A 19,665-nucleotide genomic window follows, 5' to 3' on the forward strand; every position below is an offset into this window, starting at 1 on the left:
GTCAGCGACAAATTTATTGCACAGACACCGCATTCGCGGGCAAGCGCGCTCCTACAGGTTGGGGCAATGCCTCACGCGTTATTGAGCGCCTGAGCCGCTTCCAGCACCGCCGCCACATGGCCCGGCACCTTCACGCCGCGCCATTCCTTGCGCAGCACACCGTGCTTGTCGATCAGAAACGTGCTGCGATCCACGCCCAGGTATTCCTTGCCGTACAGCTTCTTCAGTTTGATCACATCAAACAGCTGGCACAGCGACTCGTCCTTGTCCGAAATCAGCTCGAAAGGGAACGCTTGCTTGGCCTTGAAGTTCTCGTGGGATTTCAGGCTGTCGCGGGACACGCCGAAGACCGCGGTATTGGCGGCCTTGAACGCGACATGCTCATCACGAAAACCCTGGCCTTGGGTGGTGCAGCCGGGGGTGCTGTCCTTGGGGTAGAAATAAATGACCACTTGCTGCCCCTTCAGCGCAGACAGGCTCACGGTCTGATCGCTGGTGGCCTGTACCTGAAAGTCGGCGACGGGGGTGTCCAGTTCTACTGCCATTGGGGCTTCCTTACATGGGGGCTTGCGGGCGCCACGGTTCGATCAGCGCGTCGAGGTTCAGTGCGTCGGCGAAGTCAAGGAACTGATCGCGCAGCCAGCTGATCTGGGTGCCCGCCGGGAGGGTGACGGTGAACGTGGCGTTGAGCATGGTGCCGCCGGTCTGCGGGGCCTGATAGGTGTCGCAGATCAGGTTCTCCAGCTCGACGTTGTGGTCGATGAAGAACTGGCACAGCTCGTTGATGATGTCCGGACGATACGCGGAGCTGACGTAGGCCACGTAGGGCAGGGCTTCCGGACGGCTCTCCAGGGTCGCGCTGCGCACCACGTTGACGGTAAACGCGTGCTTCTTGGCCAGATTGGGCAGGCCGGTTTCCAGGCGAGCCAGCGCGTCCCAGCTGCCGGACACCTGCAGAATCAGGGCACTGCATTCACCGTGACGGGTGAGGCGCGAGCTGACGACCGAACAACGGTTTTCATGACTGGCGCGGCACAGGACGTTGGTCAGCTCCATTGGGTTGGCGCCAAGGGCACTGATGACAAGGAATTGTTCGCGAACTGTGGGGATGGACGACATGCAGCATTCCTAAGCGATGAGCGGTCGGTACATTATTGGCTTGTGCGGCGGGTTCGACGAGCGGACGATTCGCGACCCCGATCCGGGCCACTGCCGTTCGCCACCGCTGTGAGCCAGTCACATCGAGCGAGAGCGGGGCTGGAGCGGGGTTTGCGGCGACGAAAACGATCAGTCGAACGAGCTGCGCAGATGACCAGTACCGATCAAAGACCGAAGGGTAGCGAAAACCGTCGCTCAGGGGAATGCTCGCCTTGTGCAAGGACCATGGCGCCAGTACCATTACCGCTCTCTTTTTCCGGCAGGAGCGGTTTGCATGATTGCGGGCAGTATGGTGGCACTGGTCACACCTATGGATGCACAGGGGCGTCTTGACTGGGACAGCCTGAGCAAACTGGTGGACTTTCACCTGAAAGAGGGCACCAACGCCATTGTGGCCGTCGGCACGACGGGTGAATCCGCGACGCTGGACGTCAACGAGCACATCGAAGTGATCCGTCACGTCGTCAAGCAGGTCGCGGGCCGTATCCCGGTCATCGCCGGTACGGGTGCCAACTCTACCCGCGAAGCGGTCGAACTGACCCAGAACGCCAAGGACGCCGGTGCCGATGCGTGCCTGCTGGTGACGCCGTACTACAACAAGCCGACCCAGGAAGGCCTGTACCAGCACTTCAAGCACATCGCCGAAGCCGTGGATATTCCGCAAATCCTCTACAACGTGCCAGGTCGCACCTCCTGCGACATGAAGGCCGAGACCGTGATCCGTCTGTCCAAGGTCAAGAACATCATCGCCATCAAGGAAGCCACCGGTGACCTGCAACGCGCCAAGGACATCCTGGCCGGCGTTGACAGCGACTTCCTGGTGTACTCCGGCGACGACGCCACGGCAGTCGAGCTGATCCTGCTCGGCGGCAAGGGCAACATCTCCGTGACCGCCAACGTCGCTCCGCGCGACATGGCCGACCTGTGCAAGGCCGCCATCGCCGGTGACGCCGCCACAGCCCGCGCCATCCACGAAAAACTGATGCCGCTGAACAAGACCCTGTTCATCGAATCGAACCCTATCCCTGTGAAATGGGCCCTGCATGAAATGGGTTTGATGCCGGACGGTATCCGTCTGCCGCTCACCTGGCTCAGCGAGTCCTGCCACGAGCCGGTACGTCAGGCCCTGCGCCAGTCCGGCGTCTTGGTTTAATGAGGAAGCACTACGCAATGAAGCGACTGGCCGGACTTTCCGCACTAGCCCTGATCATCTCCAGCACCAGCGGTTGCAGCTGGCTGTTTGGCCAGGACGGGTACTTCCGTGATCGCAGCAGCGATTACCTGGAAGCCACCCAGAAACCACCGATGCAATTGCCTGAAGGCGTCCAGGAAGCCAAGCGCCTGGACCCGCTGCTGCCGATCCCGCGCAACGTGGCTGACGACACCCAGAAGGGCGAGTTCACCGTACCGCGTCCGCAGCCGCTGTCCACCGTTCAGGAATCCGGCGACTACACCCTGCAGAAGAGCGGCGACAACCGCTGGATCCTGGCTCAGCGTGCACCGGCCGAAGTCTGGCCCGTGGCTCACCAGTATTTCGAAGACAACGGCTTCCGCATCGCCGAAGACCGTCCGCAGACCGGTGAATTCAACACCACCTGGCAGCGCATGGATGAACTCTCCGCCTCCGTGGCCAAGCGCATGGGCGGGACCGGCGACACCGCAAATGCCGAAACCCGCGTGCGTGTGCGCATCGAGCCAGGTGTGCAGCGCAACACCAGTGAAGTCTACATCGTCAGCGTTCAGCGCCCGGCCGGGAGCAGCGATGAGCCTGCCTTCCCGTCGCGCAGCACCAACGTTGGCCTGGATTCGGTCCTGACCGACGACATGCTGGCAAGCCTGACCCGTACTGCCGAGAAGGGCGGTTCGGTCTCGCTGCTCGCTGCCCGTGACTTCGACACCCCGAGCCGCGTTTCCCTGAGTGAAGACGGCAGCGGCAACCCGGTGTTGAACCTGGGCGCCGACCTCGATCGCGCCTGGTCCAGTGTGGGCCGTGCGTTGAATCAGGGTGACTGGCGCGTTGAAGACATCAACCGCAGCCTGGGCCTGTACTACATCAACCTCGCGGAAAAAGCCGACAAGCCTGAGAACAAGCCTGGCTTCTTCGCCCGCATGTTCGGCAGTGAAGAGACCAAAGAGCAGAAAGAAGCCCGTGCCGAGCGCTATCAGGTTCGCCTGAGCAGGGTGGGTGACAACGTTCAGGTCACGGTCGAGAAGAACATCAACACTGTGGCGCCGACCGAAGTCGCCCGTCGCGTGTTGAGCGTCATTCAAGACAACCTCGGTTAAGTGCGCTTCGCGGTTCTGGGCAGCGGCAGCAAGGGCAATGGCACGCTGGTCGCGAGCAATGACACGTACGTGCTGGTCGACTGCGGTTTCTCCCTGCGGGAAACCGAGCGTCGGCTGGATAGACTGGGTGTCAGCGGCAGTCAGCTGAGCGCCATCCTGGTGACCCACGAACATGCCGATCATGTGCATGGCGTGGGTTTGCTGTCTCGGCGCTACGATGTGCCGGTCTACCTCAGCGACGGCACCTTGCGCGGCATGCGCAAGCCGGTTGAAGCAGGCGTCCGCCTCACAGCGGGGCAGGGTGTGCAGATTGGCGGGCTGAACATTGATGTGGTCACCGTGGCTCACGATGCGCTGGAGCCGACGCAGTTCGTCTTCAATGACGGACGCCGGCGTTTTGGCCTGCTGACCGACCTGGGGTCGTACTGTCCGTCGGTGCTCGACAGCTACAGCGGGCTGGATGCCCTTATGATCGAGTCCAACCACTGCCGTGACCTGCTCGCACGCGGGGCTTACCCCTACTTTCTGAAGCAGCGGGTGGGCGGGCAATTTGGACACCTGAACAATCACCAGGCCGCAGGGCTGGTGAACGCGCTGGGATGGCAAGGCTTGCAGCATCTGGTGCTGGCCCACCTGAGCAGCAAGAACAACCTGCCGCATCTGGCCCGGCAATGCTTCGTCGACACCCTCGGGTGCGACCCGGACTGGCTACAATTGGCCGATCAAGATTCAGGGCTCGACTGGCGCGAAATCGCCTGACGTCCCACATACCACTCTCAATGGGCACCTGGCCCAAGTATTTCGCAAGCGGAGCCCATCATGGAAAAACGTGAAGAACTCTACCGCGGCAAAGCCAAGTCGGTTTACAAGACCGATGACGCTGACCGCTTGATCCTGCTGTTTCGCAACGACACCTCGGCGTTCGACGGCAAGCGCATCGAACAGCTCGACCGCAAAGGCATGGTGAACAACAAGTTCAACGCCTTCATCATGCAGAAACTCGAAGCGGCCGGCATTCCGACCCAATTCGACAAACTGCTGGCCGACAACGAAGTGCTGGTCAAAAAGCTCGACATGATTCCGGTCGAATGCGTCGTGCGTAACTACGCCGCCGGCAGCCTGGTCAAGCGCCTGGGCGTCGAAGAGGGCATGAGGCTCAATCCGTACACCTTCGAGCTGTTCCTGAAGGATGACGCCAAGGGCGACCCGTTCATCAACGAATCCCACGTGGTGGCGTTCGGCTGGGGCACCGCCGAGCAACTGGCGCGCATGAAAGAGCTGTCGCTCAAGGTCAATGACGTCCTCAGCGAGCTGTTCGACGACGCCGGCCTGCTGCTGGTCGACTTCAAGCTGGAATTCGGCGTGTTCAGCGACGGCTCCATCGTCCTGGGCGACGAATTCAGCCCCGACGGCTGCCGCCTGTGGGACAAGGACACCAAGAAGAAAATGGACAAGGACCGCTTCCGTCAGGGCCTCGGTGACGTCATCGAAGCCTACGAAGAAGTCGCTCACCGTCTGGGCGTCCCCCTCTAAACCGGGGAATCGCCGCAAGCATCTGAAAAAACGCGAAAATTTTTAAAAAAGGGTTCGCGTTTTTTCATCAAGCTGTTATGATGCGCGCCGTTGGAGAGATGCCGGAGTGGCCGAACGGGACGGATTCGAAATCCGTTGTACTGGCGACAGTACCTAGGGTTCAAATCCCTATCTCTCCGCCATTACAAATGAAAGCCCCTGAAGTTATGCTTCAGGGGCTTTTTTGTTTTTGGCGATATTGGAGGTCAGTCATGGACGTAGCAAAGATTGTCCAGCATCTGCGCGAAACGCTTCTGAGTGTGCAGGCGATCTACCTGTTCGGTAGCTACGTGAGTGGTGATTTCGATGCGCACAGCGATCTGGACATCGCAGTTTTGCTTTCTGCAAAGAGTGATGGCGTTGCGTTCTGGCGGTTGTCCGGGGATTTGTCTGATATTGCAGGTGTGCCTGTGGACTTGGTCGATCTAGGTGCAGCGTCAACCGTTCTGCAATATCAGGTCTTGACGAAAGGGCGACGCCTATGGGCGAAGGACTCGTCTGTTGGGTTGTTCGAGGCGTTTGCTTTGAGTGAAAAGACGTCCTTGGACACTGCTCGTGCTGGCCTTTTGGAAGATGTTCAAAGGAATGGGGTGATTCATGGCTGATGATGTACTGATCAATAAGGCTGCCACGATCGAGCGATGCGTGCGTCGAGCGCGTGAAGAATACGAAAAAGATCCCTCAACGTTTGCGACCGACTTTACCCGCCAGGATGCAGCCATCCTGAATATCCAGCGTGCCTGTGAAGCCGCGCTCGACATGGGCCATCACCTTATCCGACGCGAAAAGCTGGGCGTTCCTCAAAGCGCTCGGGATGTGTTCGAACTGCTGTGCAGAGGCGGGTGGCTGGAGCCGTCTCTCTTGGCGATCATGAAAAACATGGTCGGCTACCGGAATATCGCCGTTCACGAGTACCAGACGCTCCAGCTGCCGATTACCGTAGCAATTATCACCCAGCACCTAGACGACTTCGTCCGTTTCAGCTCGTTTGTATTGACGCGGGATGCGGTCTGACGACCTGTAAAGGCAACACTCAAAAAAAATGCGCCCAACCGGGCGCATTTTTCGTATGGCTCACTCGTCCCAAGGACGATCGCCGTTCTCATCCTTGACGCGGGTCGGCAGGCCCATCACGTCCAGCGCCTTGAGGAATGCCTTGGCAGGCAGCTCTTCGACGTTGACCATGCGTTTCACATCCCACTCGCCACGGGCGACCAGCAGGGCGGCGGCAACAGGCGGGACGCCTGCGGTGTAGGAGATGCCCTGGCTGTCGGTTTCGGCGAAGGCTTCTTCGTGGTCGGCGACGTTGTAGATGAACACTTCGCGCGCCTTGCCGTCCTTGGTGCCTTTGACCAAGTCACCGATGCAGGTTTTCCCAGTGTATCCCGGTGCCAGCGAGGCAGGGTCTGGCAGCACAGCCTTGACCACTTTCAGTGGCACGATCTCGACGCCCTCGGCGGTTTTCACCGGCTGTTCGGACAGCAGGCCGAGATTTTTCAGCACGGTGAAGACATTGATGTAATGTGCGCCGAAGCTCATCCAGAAGCGCACGTTGGGCACGTCGAGGTTCTTGGAAATCGAGTGCACTTCATCGTGGCCGGTCAGGTAGAGGTCTTGCGCACCGACGACGGGCAGGTCGTCCGTGCGTTTGACTTCGAACATGGTGTTGCTGGTCCACTGGCTATTCTGCCAGCTCCACACTTGTCCGGTGAATTCGCGGAAGTTGATTTCCGGGTCGAAGTTGGTGGCAAAGTATTTGCCGTGTGAGCCGGCATTGACGTCGAGGATGTCGATCGAATCAATGCGGTCGAAATATTCTTGCTGCGCCAGGGCTGCGTAGGCGTTGACCACGCCCGGGTCGAAGCCGATGCCAAGGATGGCGGTGATGTTTTTCTGTTGGCACTCTTCGAGGTGTTTCCACTCGTAGTTGCCGTACCAGGGCGGCGTTTCGCACACTTTGCCTGGCTCTTCGTGGATCGCGGTGTCCAGATAAGCCACGCCGGTGTCGATGCAGGCACGCAGGACAGACATGTTGAGGAACGAGGAACCGACGTTGATCACGATCTGTGATTCGGTTTCCAGAATCAGCGACTTGGTCGCTTCGATGTCCAGCGCGTTCAAAGCGTAGGCCTTGATCTGCGCAGGCTGCTTGAGGCTGCCTTTGGCGTTGACGCTGTCGATGATGGCCTGGCACTTGGAGATGTTACGCGACGCGATAGCAATACGACCGAGTTCGTCGTTGTGCTGCGCGCACTTGTGGGCCACCACCTTGGCGACACCTCCCGCACCAATGATAAGAACGTTCTTCTTCAATTTATTTCTTTCTCCTTTCTGTCAGCTCAGGAAAGGCTGGACAGATAATCGTCAAAACCAAACTCGCGAACCACTTCAACGGTACCGTCGAGTTGTTTCACTGCGATGGATGGCATTTTCAGGCCGTTGAACCAGTTCTTCTTGACCATGGTGTAGCCCGCGGCGTCCACGAAGGACAGCCGATCGCCGATGGCCAGCGGACGATCGAATTGGTATTCGCCGAAGATGTCGCCGGCCAGGCAGGATTTACCGCACACCATGTAGGTGTGCTCGCCTTCGCTTGGGGCGAGCTTGGCGTCGAGGCGGTAAATCAACAGGTCGAGCATGTGCGCTTCGATGGAGCTGTCGACCACGGCCAGGTGCTTGCCGTTGTACAGGGTGTCGAGCACGGTCACTTCCAGCGAGGCGCTTTGGGTGATCGCCGCTTCGCCCGGCTCCAGGTATACCTGCACGCCGTATTTCTGCGAGAAAGCTTTCAGGCGCGCACAGAACGCGTCCAGCGGATAACCTTCGCCGGTGAAATGAATGCCGCCACCAAGGCTGACCCACTCGACTTTGTGCAGCAAATGGCCGAAACGTTCTTCGATGGTCGACAGCATCTTGTCGAACAAGTCGAAGTCGCCGTTCTCGCAGTTGTTGTGGAACATGAAGCCGGTGATCTGCTCGATCACTTTTTCGATCTTCTCCGGGTCCCATTCGCCCAGACGGCTGAACGGACGCGCCGGGTCTGCCAGCAGGTAATCGGAGCTGCTGACTTGCGGGTTCACGCGCAGGCCGCGCACTTTGCCTGCGCAGGCAGGGGCGTGACGCTCCAGCTGGCTGATGGAGTTGAAGATGATCTTGGCGCAGTTGGCGAGCATCTCTTCAATCTCGTCATCTGCCCAGGCGACGCTGTAGGCGTGGGTTTCGCCTTCGAATTTCTGACGGCCCAGCTTCAGCTCATAAAGAGAAGAAGAGGTGGTCCCGTCCATGTATTGCTGCATCAGGTCGAACACCGACCAGGTGGCGAAACACTTGAGTGCCAGCAGGGCCTTGGCACCGGATTGCTCGCGCATGTACGCGATCTTTTCCATGTTGCGCAGCAGCTTTTCTTTGTCGATGAGGTAGTAAGGCGTTTTGATCATTTCGTGGCCTCCAGCAATGCCAGCCGAAAAAGGACGGGGATTGTGCCTTCACTCGAATCGGATCGAAAGGGCGAAAAGGACTTTTTGCCACTAAATGCGACGTTCGTGACCCAATTCCGTCCGTCTTGAAACATTTTGTGTCCAGTCAGGGCCGTCAGCAGGGCGCGGGTCAACGTCGCAAAAGATGCCCATTTCCATGGGGCACATGGCGAAAATGGAAGACGTGGTCGGCGCGGCGCTCTATCTGGCGGGGCCGTCGGCGAGGATAGTCACCGGCACGTCCTTGAAGGTCGACGGCGGCTGGACCGCGCAATGATGCTCAAGCCCCCTCTTATAAAGGAGGGGGGCGCTGAACCTCAGTCGCGCTTGAAGGTGCGACGCTGGGCGCTGAAGGCCATTAGCGCGCGATCACGCCACCCGCGGCGGGCTTCAAGCTGATCCTGAGCCAGGAATTCGCGACGCTGGGCCTCGACGTTGGCGATCAGCTCGGGGCTCCATTCTTGCGCGTGGGAGCGCGAGTCGGCGATGCCGCGATACAGCGGGCCCAGCCGTTGAGCGTAGTCGGCCACGCCACCCACGGCGTTGAGGTCGATGGTTTCGAAGGGCCCCATGAACGACCAGCGCCAACCCAGGCCGTCGCGCACGGTCTTGTCGATGTCCTCGCAGCTGGCGACGCCTTCTTCCACCAGCGCCCAGGCTTCTCGCAGCAGCACCGCTTGCAGGCGATTGAGCACAAAGCCGTCCACTTCCTTGCGCACATGCACGACGCTCTGGCCCACGGCCTCCATCAGCGCGGCGGTGAACTCGACGACCTCTGGGGCGGTTTCGGGGGAGGGCACGATCTCGACCACCGGCACCAGATACGGCGGGTTGACGGGGTGAGCGATGATGACCCTTGGCGTGATGCTCAGTCCTGAGGCGAACACCGAGGCAGGGATGCCCGAGGTCGAGCTGCCGATGATGAGATCCGCCGCAGCGACGGCTTCCAGTTCAAGCATCAATTGACGTTTGACGTCGGTGCGTTCCAGGATCGATTCCTGAACGTACACCGCGTCTTCCACGGCTTGGGCGAGGGTGTCGCAGACGGTCAGCCGCGCGAGGATCGTATCGGCCGACTCGCTCAGCAGGCCGTGGGCGGTGAGGTCGGCGATCTGCCCCTTGATCAACGGCACGGCTGCGCCGGAAATCGCCGGATTGGCATCGTAGATCCGAACGTTCAGGCCCGCCCTGGCAAAGACCAGCGCCCATCCGGAACCCACCAGGCCCGCGCCGACAATGGCAATAGGGCGGCCTTGGGTCAGGGTGTGGAGATCATGCATCGTTGCTTACCTTTTTTATCATTGTGTGGCCGGGATTGGCTGAGAGGTATCGCTGATCCTGATGATATGAATACGTATGCATATCGCTGATGGCTGGAGTCTAGTGGCTGGATTTCCAGCAGGTCAAGGTCATCTGACCGTGCTTGCGCACGCAAATGACCTCGCCGTTACTGACAACTCTTTCACTGTCATCTGTTTTGCGTTCGGCCATCATTGAGCAATCAAGGCAGTGACAAAATGTCGCAATTGCCTGGAGACGAGTAAGATAGGCCCCCTGATTTTTATCTCCCCTGTTTTTTTGGATGGTTCCTGCGTCGAGCGTCGCGAAAGACAGACCTCCGGGGTGCCGTTCGGTTACGTATTGATAGAGCAAAATAGAGAAAAGGCGATTACTGATGACCAAGACCTCCCGACCTTTATATATCTCCTACGCTGGCCCTTCGCTGCTGGAAATGCCGCTGCTCAACAAGGGCAGCGCGTTCACGCCGCAGGAGCGTGTGGATTTCAACCTGATTGGCCTCCTGCCACAGAACGTTGAAACCATCGAAGAGCAGGTGACCCGCGTTTACAGCCAGTACCAGCAATGCGCGAGCGATTTGGACAAGCACATCTACCTTCGCTCGATCCAGGACAACAACGAAACGTTGTTCTTCCGCCTGCTGGATTCGCACCTGGAAGAGATGCTGCCGATCATCTACACCCCGACCGTGGGTCAGGCGTGCCAGGAATTCTCCAAGATCTACCGCACCCACCGCGGTCTGTTCATTTCCTACCCGGACCGCGACCGCATCGACGACATCCTGCGCAGCGCCACCAAAGACCGCATCAAGATCATCGTCGTGACTGACAGCGAGCGCATTCTGGGTCTGGGCGACCAGGGCATCGGTGGCATGGGCATCCCGATCGGCAAGCTGTCGCTGTACACCGCGTGCGGCGGCATCAGCCCGGCCTACACCCTGCCCATCGTGCTCGACGTGGGCACCAACAACCAGGAACTGCTGGACGACCCGATGTACATGGGCTGGCGCCACAAGCGCGTCACTGGCAAAGAATACGAAGACTTCATCGCGCTGTTCATCGAAGCCGTTCAGCGTCGCTGGCCGGACGTGCTGCTGCAGTTCGAAGACTTCGCCCAGACCAACGCCATGCCGTTGCTGGAGAAGTATCGCGACGAGCTGTGCTGCTTCAACGACGACATTCAGGGCACCGCTTCGGTCGCCGTGGGTACGCTGCTGGCCGCCTGCAAAGCCAAGAACGAAACCCTGGGCCAGCAGCGCGTGGTGTTCCTGGGTGCCGGTTCCGCCGGTTGCGGCATTGCCGAGCACATCATCGCTGCGATGGTCATCGAAGGCCTGAGCGAAGCCGAGGCGCGTAAACGTGTGATGATGGTCGACCGTTTCGGCCTGCTGACCGACAGCATGGACAACCTGCTGGACTTCCAGAAGAACCTGGCGCAGAAAGCCGGCGACGTGGCGGACTGGTCTTCTTCCGAGGCGTATCCAAGCCTGCTTGACGTGGTGACCAACGGCAAGCCGACCGTGCTGATCGGCGTATCGGGCCAGCGCGGCCTGTTCACCGAGCAGATCATCCGCGAAATGCACAAGCACTGCGCCAAGCCGCTGGTGATGCCGCTGTCCAACCCGACCTCGAAAGTCGAAGTCACCCCGCAGGAAGTCCTGACCTGGACCAACGGCGATGCGCTGGTGGCCACCGGTAGTCCGTTTGCGCCAGTGACTGTAGGCGATCGCACGTTCCATATCGCTCAGTGCAACAACTCCTACATCTTCCCGGGCATCGGCCTCGGTGTGATCGCGGCAAAAGCCACACGCATCACCGACAAGATGCTGATGGCGGCCTCCAACGCGCTGGCTGAATGCTCGCCGATGGTCACCGGCAAAGGCGATGCAGTGCTGCCGCCGTTAAGGGAAATCCAGACCGTCAGCAAGAAGATCGCGCTGGCCGTGGCCAAACAGGCCCAGGCTGAAAACGTCGCGCTGGAAACCACCGACGAGATGCTGGTGGAAGCCATCGAGCGTCATTTCTGGATGCCGAACTACCGCAGCTACCGTCGTAGCGCGGTGTAACTGACGCCGTGTATCCGGCTTGAATGGAGTATCTCTGTGGGAGCGAATTCATTCGCGAGACGTCAGTACAGACGATAGAAATGTGTCGAATGTACTGGCCAATCGTCGCAGTGCCGCCCAGGATGAATTCGCTCCCACAGTTCGATAGCGCACCCGATTCGACGATGCTCGACATAAGACCGCCCTCTTGGGCGGTCTTTTGTTTTCTCGCAAAAGCCCTCAGGATGAGCCTCGAACAAAAACAAGAAAGATCGACGAGGGACGCATGCAAACGGACAGTGTGCTCTATGACTATGTGATCGTCGGCGCGGGCCCCGCAGGGTGCCTTTTGGCCAATCGACTGTCGCACAACCCTTCTCATCGCGTCCTGCTGCTCGAAGCGGGCGGGCAGGACAATTACCCCTGGATTCACGTGCCAGTGGGCTATCTCTATTGCATTGGCAACCCACGCACCGACTGGTGTTTCAAGACCGAAGCCGAGCCCGGCCTCAACGGACGCGCGTTGAGCTATCCGCGCGGCAAAGTGCTGGGCGGGTGTTCGTCGATCAACGGCATGATCTACATGCGCGGGCAGTCCCGCGACTACGACGAGTGGGCCGCGCAAGGCAATAAAGGCTGGGGTTGGCAGGATGTGCTGCCGCTCTTCAAACGCTCGGAAAGCCATTACGCCGGCGACTCCGAGCTGCATGGCGCCCAAGGCGAATGGCGGGTCGAGCAACAGCGTCTGTCGTGGACCTTGCTCGATGCCTTTCGCGAAGCGGCGGCGCAAACCGGCATCGCCTCGATCCCTGACTTCAATGGCGGCGACAACGAAGGCTGCAGTTATTTTCAAGTGAACCAGCGGCGGGGCGTGCGCTGGAACGCCTCGAAAGCGTTTTTGCGGCCGATTGCGCAGCGGCCGAATCTCACCGTAATGACTGGCGTCGAGGTGTCGCGCATCGTCTTTGAAAACGGGCGCGCCAGTGGCGTGCTGGCGAGGGTTGGCCCGCAGGAGCAAACCCTGCCCGCGCGACGTGAAGTGATTCTGTGCTGCGGCTCGATTGGCTCGCCGATGGTCTTGCAGCGCTCGGGGATAGGCCCGCGTCCGTTGCTGGATAAGCTCGGCATTGACGTGCGCCGTGAGCTGCCCGGCGTGGGTGGCAATCTGCAGGACCACTTGCAGTTGCGGCTGATCTACAAGGTCAGCAACGGCCATACCCTCAACCAGATGGCCGGCAGCCTGTGGGGCAAGATGAACATGGGCCTGCGCTATGCATTCAATCGCAGCGGGCCGCTGGCCATGGCGCCGAGCCAGTTGGGCGCGTTTGCCCGCTCGGGGCCGGAGCAGGAGCGCGCCAATCTGGAGTACCACGTGCAGCCGCTATCGCTGGAGCGTTTTGGCGAGCCGTTGCATGGCTTCCCGGCCTTTACCGCGTCGGTGTGCGACCTACGTCCGCAAAGCCGGGGCACTGTGGAAATTCGCTCGGCGCAGGCCGATGCCGCGCCGATCATCCGGCCCAATTACCTCAGCCACGAAGCCGACCTCAAAGTCGCCGCCGACGCGATTCGTCTGACCCGTCGCATCGCCGCCGCGCCTGCGCTGGCCCCCTTCGAGCCTGTGGAGTATCTGCCCGGCGCCAGCCTGCAGACCGAAGACGAGCTGCGCCAGGCGGCGAGCGCCATTGGCACCACCATCTTCCACCCCGTGGGCACCTGCAAAATGGGGCAGGGTATGGACGCCGTGGTGGACGAACGCCTGCGCGTGCACGGGGTGGCGGGATTGCGCGTGGTCGATGCCTCGATCATGCCGACCATCACCTCCGGCAACACCTGCTCGCCCACGGTGATGATTGCCGAGAAGGCGGCGCAGATGATCATCGAAGACGGGATTTGAGAGGCGAGGGGCAGCGTGGTCGGGGCGCCTGAGCTTGTGCTGTAGCTCGTTCGCTTGTTGAGCCCCTGTAGCAGTCTGGCTTGCCGGCGCTGGCGATTTTTCTGCCGTCACCTCTGGCAAGCCATGCTGCTACAGGTCTTGGCTCATCCGTTTTAGCTGGCGATTCTTCCTACAAAATAAAGCCTTCAAACCAGACCTTTTGTTCGCATCGTTTTCACAAAAAATTGATAGCGTGCAGCCTAAAGTTTGCGACATCGGAAGAGTCCGGATGCTCTTGACCGATGCTCTCTTTTTTCAGGCACCTCGATCCCCATGCTGAACGCAAAAGCAGTTCGTCCCGAGCTCGTGACTGTGCTCGCCAGTCTTTTCTTGTTGGTCGGTTTTAACCTGACCCTCTGGCAGCACTTGTTCGCTATTACCGACTTCAATGGTCGTGGCCTGCTGCTGCGCGGCGCTTTTGCGGTGATGCTTTTCTGTGTGTTCAACATCTTCCTGACGCTGTTTGCCTTCAAGAACATATTGAAGCCGGTATTGATCGCGCTGTTCATGATCAGCGCAGGTGTCGCGTACTTCATGAGTGAATACGGCGTGATGATCGATGCTGGCATGTTTCGCAACTTCGCCGAAACCAATGCCACGGAAGTTCAGGGTTTGTTGTCGCTGAAGTTACTGACTTATTTGTTGATCCTTGGTGTAGTACCGTCGGTTGTACTTTGGAAAACGCCGGTCAATTACCGTCGCTGGCCTCGCGAAGTGTTGAGCAAGGTGGTGGTCAGTGCTGTGTGCGCCAGTGTGATGGGCGGCGTGGCGTTGATGAACTACCAGGGTCTGTCTTCGCTGTTTCGCAATCACCATGAACTGCGCCTGATGGTGGTGCCGAGCAATCACATCGGTGCGTCGGTGGGCTATGTGAGTGAGCAGGTGAAGTCCGCTCAGCAGCCTTTCGTCAGCATCGGTCAGGACGCCAGGCTCGCCAGCGACTGGCAGCAACACAAGCGCAAATCCCTCACGGTTCTGGTCGTGGGTGAAAGTGCGCGGGCCGAGAACTTCGGCATCCTGGGCTACAACCGCGATACCACGCCGCAGCTGAAACAGGAGCGCGGCCTGCTGACCTTCACCGACGTGCATTCTTGCGGCACCGAAACGGCGGTGTCGGTGCCGTGCATGTTCTCCAACATGGGGCGCAAGGACTACGACGCCAGCGCCGCGAGGAACAAGGAGGGCATGCTCGACGTGCTCAAGCATGCCGGTCTGGACGTGATCTGGCGCGACAATCAGTCAGGCTGCAAAGGCACCTGCGACCGCGTGACCTTGCAGGACGTCAGCAACCTCAAGGACCCGGTGCTGTGCGCCAATAACGAATGCCGCGACGAGATTCTGCTGCAGGGCCTGCAGCGCTTCATCGACAGCCTGGACAAAGACACGGTGCTGGTTCTGCACCAGATGGGCAGCCACGGTCCTGAATACTTCAAACGTTATCCAAAAGAATTCGAGAAGTTCACCCCGGTCTGCGAGAGCAACGCGCTGAACAACTGTTCGCGGGAAAGTATCGTCAACGGTTACGACAACACCTTGCTGTACACCGACCATGTTCTGGCCTCATTGATCGACATCCTGCGCAACAATCAGAACAAGGTCGACACCGCCATGTTGTATCTGTCGGACCACGGCGAATCGTTGGGCGAGTACAACCTCTTCCTGCATGGCACGCCTTATATGCTGGCGCCGGATCAACAGAAACACGTGCCGATGATTGCCTGGTTCTCCGACAACTATCAGCAGTCGTTCGCGGTAGACACTCATTGCCTGCAGAAAGAACGCAATGCGCCGCTGAGCCAGGACAACCTGTTTCATTCGATGCTGGGCCTGCTGCAGGTTCACACCAGCGTTTATAACCCGGCGCTGGACATGTTCGCCGGCTGCCGGGGGATATATACGGACGGGGTGCTGGCCAATGAGTGAGCGAACCAGCGGGCAAGACCCTTTGCAGCCCTACGTTCGCGACCATGAGCAGGGGATTGCCCGACGCTTGAGCCTGTGGCGCGATGCTCAACTGGCGCGCCAGGCGCTGCGCGATGCCGGTGAGCCGGGGCTGGTGCTGGATCTGCCGTCTGGTTCCGGGCGGTTCTGGCCGGTGCTGGCCGAGCACGCCAACCGCGTGATTCTGGCCGCCGACCCGTCCACCGACACGCTGGAGATCGCCGAAGCGCAGTCCAGGGCCGACGTGCGCAAACGTATTCGCACCTTTCAGAGTTCGGTGTTCTCCATCGGCCTGTCTGCCAACGCCGTGGACTGCATCTTTTGCATGCGTCTGTTCCACCACGTGGCGCAGGGCGAAAAGCGACGGGCGATTCTCGATGAGTTCTTCCGCGTGACCCGGGACACGGCCATCGTCGCCCTGTGGGTCGACGGCAACATCAAGGCCTGGCGGCGCAAGCGTCACCAGAGCCAGCACTTGGCCCTGAATGGCGTACCAGCCCTGCGTAACCGCTTTGTGGTGGGTCGGGGCGAGATTGAATCAGAGTTCGCTGAAGCCGGTTTTCGGATTGTCGGTCATCACGATTTTCTGCCGGGCTATGCCATGTGGCGCGTGTATGTATTGCGCAAAATGGCGGATTGATCCGATGAACGGTCGCACTTCAACGCCCTGTCCCTGAACACACCCGATGAAGTTGTTCGAGACTTGCAGGACGGATGCCCGGTAGACGCCCATAGCGATATATACTGCGCGCCATTCTTCAAGGGAGAGCCGTGTGGCCATCGATATTCACTGGATTCGCGACGACGACAGCCTCGCCCAACACTGCGCGCAGTGGCAGACCCTGCCATTTGTCGCCCTCGACACCGAGTTCATGCGTGTCGACACTTTCTATCCCATCGCCGCGCTGCTGCAGATCGGTGATGGCTCGCGTGCCTACCTGATCGACCCGTTATTGATCAACGAGTGGAAACCGCTGGCCGCGCTGCTGGAAAATCCTGACGTCATCAAAGTCGTTCACGCGTGCAGCGAGGATCTCGAGGTTCTGCTGCGCCTGACCGGCAGCCTGCCGGTGCCGCTGTTCGACACTCAATTGGCCGCTGCCTACCTGAACCTCGGGTTCTCGATGGGCTATTCGCGTCTGGTTCAGGAAGTGCTGAACATCGAACTGCCCAAGGGCGAGACCCGCTCTGACTGGCTGCAGCGTCCGCTCTCGGACACCCAGATCAGCTACGCCGCCGAAGACGCTGTGCACCTGGCTGAGGTTTACAGCCTGCTGCGCCCGCGTCTGTCCGAGGACAAGTACGCCTGGGTGCTGGAAGACGGCGCGGAACTGGTGGCCAATCTGCGCCGCGAGATCGATCCGTATGAGGTCTACCGTGAGGCCAAGCTGGCGTGGAAGCTGTCTCGCGCACAACTGAATGTGTTGCGCGAACTCTGCGCCTGGCGCGAGCAGCAGGCCCGCCTGCGCGATCAGCCACGCAACCGCATTTTGCGTGAGCACTCGTTGTGGCCGCTGGCCAAGAGTCAGCCGGACAACCTCGCAGCGCTGGCAAAAATCGATGATATGCACCCCAAGACCGTGCGTCAGGACGGCGAATTTCTGCTGGAGCTGATCAAGAAGGCCGGCAGCGTTTCCCCCGATCTGTGGCCGCCAGCCTTGCCTGAGCCGCTGCCGATCGAAGCGTCGAATGTATTGAAGAGCCTGCGTGCCATTGGTCAGCAGCAAGCGGAGCGCCTGAACATGGCGCCGGAGCTGATGCTGCGCAAGAAGACTCTCGAAGCCTTGCTCAAGACCGGTTTTCCTGACGGTCCCTATAAACTGCCCGATTCGTTGCGTGGCTGGCGCCGCGAATTGATGGGTCAGATGCTGCTCGACAGCCTGGCCAATGCCGGAGAACAGCCTTGAAACAGATTTGCTCCATCTACCGCAGCACGCGCAAGAACGAAATGTACCTCTACGTGCTCAAGAGCGATGCGCTGGAGCGTGTTCCGGAAGGCCTGCTCACTGTGTTCGGCAAGCCGCAGCACGCGTTTGACCTGGTCTTGAGCCCTGAGCGCGCCCTGGCCCGTGAAGACATCCACACGGTCCTGGCCAACCTGGAGAAGCAGGGCTATCACCTGCAGATGCCGCCCGCCGAAGACGAGTACATCGAGCACCTGCCCGAAGAGTTGCTGCGCCGCAACGATCCGGTCTGATTGACCACTGCCCCTGCCGTTCATCGCAGGGGGTTTACCGGGCCGTTGTCTGTGTCTGGCCTGCTCTATTGCCTGTGAAGGGCTGGGGCGCCGGGCGTGAGGCGGTCGCATGTCCTGCTTTTTCGAGTTTTTATTCATGCGCGTTCTGATTGCCGAACACGATTACGTCGTGTACACCGAACTCCTTCGCAAGGCCGCTCCCCACATCGAAGTCCTGAGCAGCGGCGACTCCGCGGAACTGGCAAGAATGGCCGCCGATGTACCCATCTGGCTCGGCCAGCCCGATCTTCTGGCTACCCTGCTGCGTCAGGGGCATAAGCCTCAATGGCTGCAATCGACCTGGGCCGGCATCACGCCGCTGCTGGCCGAAGGCCTCAATCGCGACTATCGCCTGACCCGCGCCGTTGGCATCTTTGGCCAAGTGATGGCCGAATTCGTGCTGACCTACATGCTGGTGCACGAGCGCGAAGTGCTGGCGCGGCTAGTCAGCCAGGTCGAGCGCAAATGGGATGACCGACCGGGCCAGAGCCTGGCCGGGCGCAAGGCGCTGATCGTCGGCACCGGCGATATCGGCGTCAGCGTGGCGCAGTTCCTCATGCCCTTTGGCGTTGAGGTGTATGGCGTTGCCTCGACCGCACGCACCTTGGCGCCTTTCGTTGAAGTGGGCGCGATGCAGGACCTGCCGCGTTTGGTAGGGGAGGCTGACTTTGTCATCAACTTGCTGCCGAACACGCCGCAGACCCACGATATCTACGACGCCAGGCTGTTCGCCCAATTCAAGCCGTCGTCGTTGTTCATCAACGTCGGGCGCGGCGTGGCGGTGGTGGATGCCGATCTGGTCAATGCCCTGAAGGAAGGTCATCTGGCGGGCGCGGTGATCGACGTCTGCCGTCAGGAGCCATTACCACAGCGCCACCCGTTCTGGACCGCCTGGGGCTTGCTTCTGACCGGCCACAGCTCGGCGCCGACTTCGCCTGCGGCGATGACGCGGTTATTCGTCGAGAACCTCAATGCTTACAGCGCGGGTGAGGCGTTGCGCGGGGAAGTGGATTTCGCCAAGGGGTATTGAGGCGCTGTTGCGGCGTCTGAATCAGATTTCGGATTCTGCAACGGCCCCCCTGTGGGAGCGAATTCATTCGCGATTGGCCGGTAAATTCGACACATCATTGTCGTCTGTACCTACGCTTCGCGAATGAATTCGCTCCCACAAATTACTATCCGCTGAGACAGAGCGTTCGCCCCATGATCACGGATGACGCCGTTCTTACAGGCTGAAATCCCCTTCAGCCGCCAGTTCCTCCAGCCCCTTGTGGGAGCGAATTCATTCGCGATTGGCCGGTACATTCGACACATCATTGTCGTCTGTACCTACGCTCCGCGAATGAATTCGCTCCCACGGGTTGCTCATCCGCCGTGACGGAGCGTTCGCCCCATGATCACGACTGATGATGCTGTTCTTACAGGCTGAAATCCCCTTCAGCCGCCAGTTCCGCCAGCCCCTTGTGGGAGCGAATTCATTCGCGATTGGCCGGCACATCCGACACATCTCTGTCGTCCGTACTACGCCTCGCGAATGAATTCACTCCCACAGGTTGCTCATCCGCCGTGAGAGAGCGTTCGCCCATGGTCACGACGGATGACGCGGTTCTTACAGGCTGAAATCCCCTTCAGCCGCCAGTTCAGCCAGCCCCCTGTGGGAGCTAATTCATTCGCGATTGGCCGGTACATTCGACACATCATTGTCGTCTGTACCTACGCT

General features: G+C 59.8%; 19 protein-coding genes and 1 tRNA gene. 15 read left to right on the forward strand and 5 right to left on the reverse strand.

Annotated features, from left to right (window positions below; all coding sequences use genetic code 11):
• Positions 1–71: 71 nt before the first annotated feature.
• Positions 72–545, reverse strand: a complete 474-nt coding sequence (locus AC07V9_RS27410; protein WP_495018750.1) for a peroxiredoxin — start codon at positions 543–545, stop codon at positions 72–74.
• Positions 546–555: 10 nt separating this feature from the next.
• A complete protein-coding gene (locus AC07V9_RS27415; protein WP_495018751.1) occupies positions 556–1,119 on the reverse strand; it encodes a glycine cleavage system transcriptional repressor in 564 nt (187 codons plus the stop codon).
• 313 nt (positions 1,120–1,432) lie between these two features.
• Between AC07V9_RS27415 and dapA the strand changes: the two genes are divergently transcribed.
• From dapA to hepT, 7 genes are all read left to right on the forward strand, one after another.
• The gene (gene dapA / locus AC07V9_RS27420) at positions 1,433–2,311 is read left to right on the forward strand and encodes a 4-hydroxy-tetrahydrodipicolinate synthase (RefSeq protein WP_495018752.1); all 879 of its coding nucleotides are present in this window, start codon (positions 1,433–1,435) and stop codon (positions 2,309–2,311) included.
• Positions 2,312–2,328: 17 nt separating this feature from the next.
• Complete coding sequence (gene bamC / locus AC07V9_RS27425) at positions 2,329–3,444, forward strand: NlpB/DapX family lipoprotein (protein ID WP_495018753.1); 1,116 nt, start codon at positions 2,329–2,331, stop codon at positions 3,442–3,444.
• Positions 3,445–4,203, forward strand: a complete 759-nt coding sequence (locus AC07V9_RS27430; protein WP_495018754.1) for an MBL fold metallo-hydrolase — start codon at positions 3,445–3,447, stop codon at positions 4,201–4,203. It begins immediately after the preceding gene.
• A 60-nt stretch (positions 4,204–4,263) separates the two neighbouring features.
• Positions 4,264–4,977: a phosphoribosylaminoimidazolesuccinocarboxamide synthase gene (purC, locus tag AC07V9_RS27435; protein ID WP_495018755.1), complete on the forward strand. Its 714-nt coding sequence runs from the start codon at positions 4,264–4,266 to the stop codon at positions 4,975–4,977.
• 92 nt (positions 4,978–5,069) lie between these two features.
• Positions 5,070–5,159 (forward strand) — tRNA-Ser (locus tag AC07V9_RS27440).
• Positions 5,160–5,228: 69 nt separating this feature from the next.
• The gene (gene mntA, locus AC07V9_RS27445; protein ID WP_495018756.1) at positions 5,229–5,621 is read left to right on the forward strand and encodes a type VII toxin-antitoxin system MntA family adenylyltransferase antitoxin; all 393 of its coding nucleotides are present in this window, start codon (positions 5,229–5,231) and stop codon (positions 5,619–5,621) included.
• On the forward strand, positions 5,614–6,030 hold the full coding sequence (hepT, locus tag AC07V9_RS27450) for a type VII toxin-antitoxin system HepT family RNase toxin (protein ID WP_495018757.1): 417 nt from the start codon (positions 5,614–5,616) through the stop codon (positions 6,028–6,030). Before mntA ends, hepT begins: the two co-directional genes overlap by 8 nt.
• A gap of 60 nt (positions 6,031–6,090) precedes the next feature.
• Here the strand turns inward: hepT and AC07V9_RS27455 are convergent, their stop codons facing one another.
• Positions 6,091–7,329, reverse strand: a complete 1,239-nt coding sequence (locus tag AC07V9_RS27455; protein ID WP_495018758.1) for a saccharopine dehydrogenase family protein — start codon at positions 7,327–7,329, stop codon at positions 6,091–6,093.
• 26 nt (positions 7,330–7,355) lie between these two features.
• A complete protein-coding gene (locus AC07V9_RS27460) occupies positions 7,356–8,453 on the reverse strand; it encodes a carboxynorspermidine decarboxylase (protein ID WP_495018759.1) in 1,098 nt (365 codons plus the stop codon).
• Positions 8,454–8,637: 184 nt separating this feature from the next.
• Between AC07V9_RS27460 and AC07V9_RS27465 the strand changes: the two genes are divergently transcribed.
• Positions 8,638–8,769 carry an SDR family oxidoreductase gene (locus tag AC07V9_RS27465; RefSeq protein WP_495018760.1) on the forward strand — a complete coding sequence of 44 codons (132 nt, stop codon included), beginning with the start codon at positions 8,638–8,640 and terminating at the stop codon, positions 8,767–8,769.
• A 40-nt stretch (positions 8,770–8,809) separates the two neighbouring features.
• Here AC07V9_RS27465 and AC07V9_RS27470 read toward each other — a convergent pair whose 3' ends face one another.
• On the reverse strand, positions 8,810–9,772 hold the full coding sequence (locus AC07V9_RS27470; protein ID WP_495018761.1) for a 3-hydroxyacyl-CoA dehydrogenase: 963 nt from the start codon (positions 9,770–9,772) through the stop codon (positions 8,810–8,812).
• A gap of 395 nt (positions 9,773–10,167) precedes the next feature.
• Between AC07V9_RS27470 and AC07V9_RS27475 the strand changes: the two genes are divergently transcribed.
• From AC07V9_RS27475 to AC07V9_RS27505, 7 genes are all read left to right on the forward strand, one after another.
• On the forward strand, positions 10,168–11,856 hold the full coding sequence (locus tag AC07V9_RS27475; protein ID WP_495018762.1) for an NAD-dependent malic enzyme: 1,689 nt from the start codon (positions 10,168–10,170) through the stop codon (positions 11,854–11,856).
• Positions 11,857–12,121: 265 nt separating this feature from the next.
• Complete coding sequence (locus tag AC07V9_RS27480; protein ID WP_495018763.1) at positions 12,122–13,729, forward strand: GMC family oxidoreductase; 1,608 nt, start codon at positions 12,122–12,124, stop codon at positions 13,727–13,729.
• A gap of 312 nt (positions 13,730–14,041) precedes the next feature.
• Positions 14,042–15,691 (forward strand): phosphoethanolamine transferase, encoded by a 1,650-nt coding sequence (locus AC07V9_RS27485; RefSeq protein WP_495018764.1) that lies wholly within the window; start codon positions 14,042–14,044, stop codon positions 15,689–15,691.
• The gene (locus tag AC07V9_RS27490) at positions 15,684–16,349 is read left to right on the forward strand and encodes a class I SAM-dependent methyltransferase (RefSeq protein ID WP_495018765.1); all 666 of its coding nucleotides are present in this window, start codon (positions 15,684–15,686) and stop codon (positions 16,347–16,349) included. The genes AC07V9_RS27485 and AC07V9_RS27490 overlap by 8 nt, the downstream gene beginning before the upstream one ends.
• A 133-nt stretch (positions 16,350–16,482) precedes the next feature.
• A complete protein-coding gene (gene rnd, locus AC07V9_RS27495; protein ID WP_495018766.1) occupies positions 16,483–17,616 on the forward strand; it encodes a ribonuclease D in 1,134 nt (377 codons plus the stop codon).
• A complete protein-coding gene (locus AC07V9_RS27500) occupies positions 17,613–17,906 on the forward strand; it encodes a YcgL domain-containing protein (RefSeq protein ID WP_495018767.1) in 294 nt (97 codons plus the stop codon). Before rnd ends, AC07V9_RS27500 begins: the two co-directional genes overlap by 4 nt.
• Before the next feature lie 136 nt (positions 17,907–18,042).
• Positions 18,043–18,975, forward strand: a complete 933-nt coding sequence (locus AC07V9_RS27505; RefSeq protein ID WP_495018768.1) for a D-2-hydroxyacid dehydrogenase — start codon at positions 18,043–18,045, stop codon at positions 18,973–18,975.
• The last annotated feature ends 690 nt before the right edge of the window (positions 18,976–19,665 follow it).

This window comes from Pseudomonas sp. GW821-FHT02A11 (assembly GCF_059421985.1).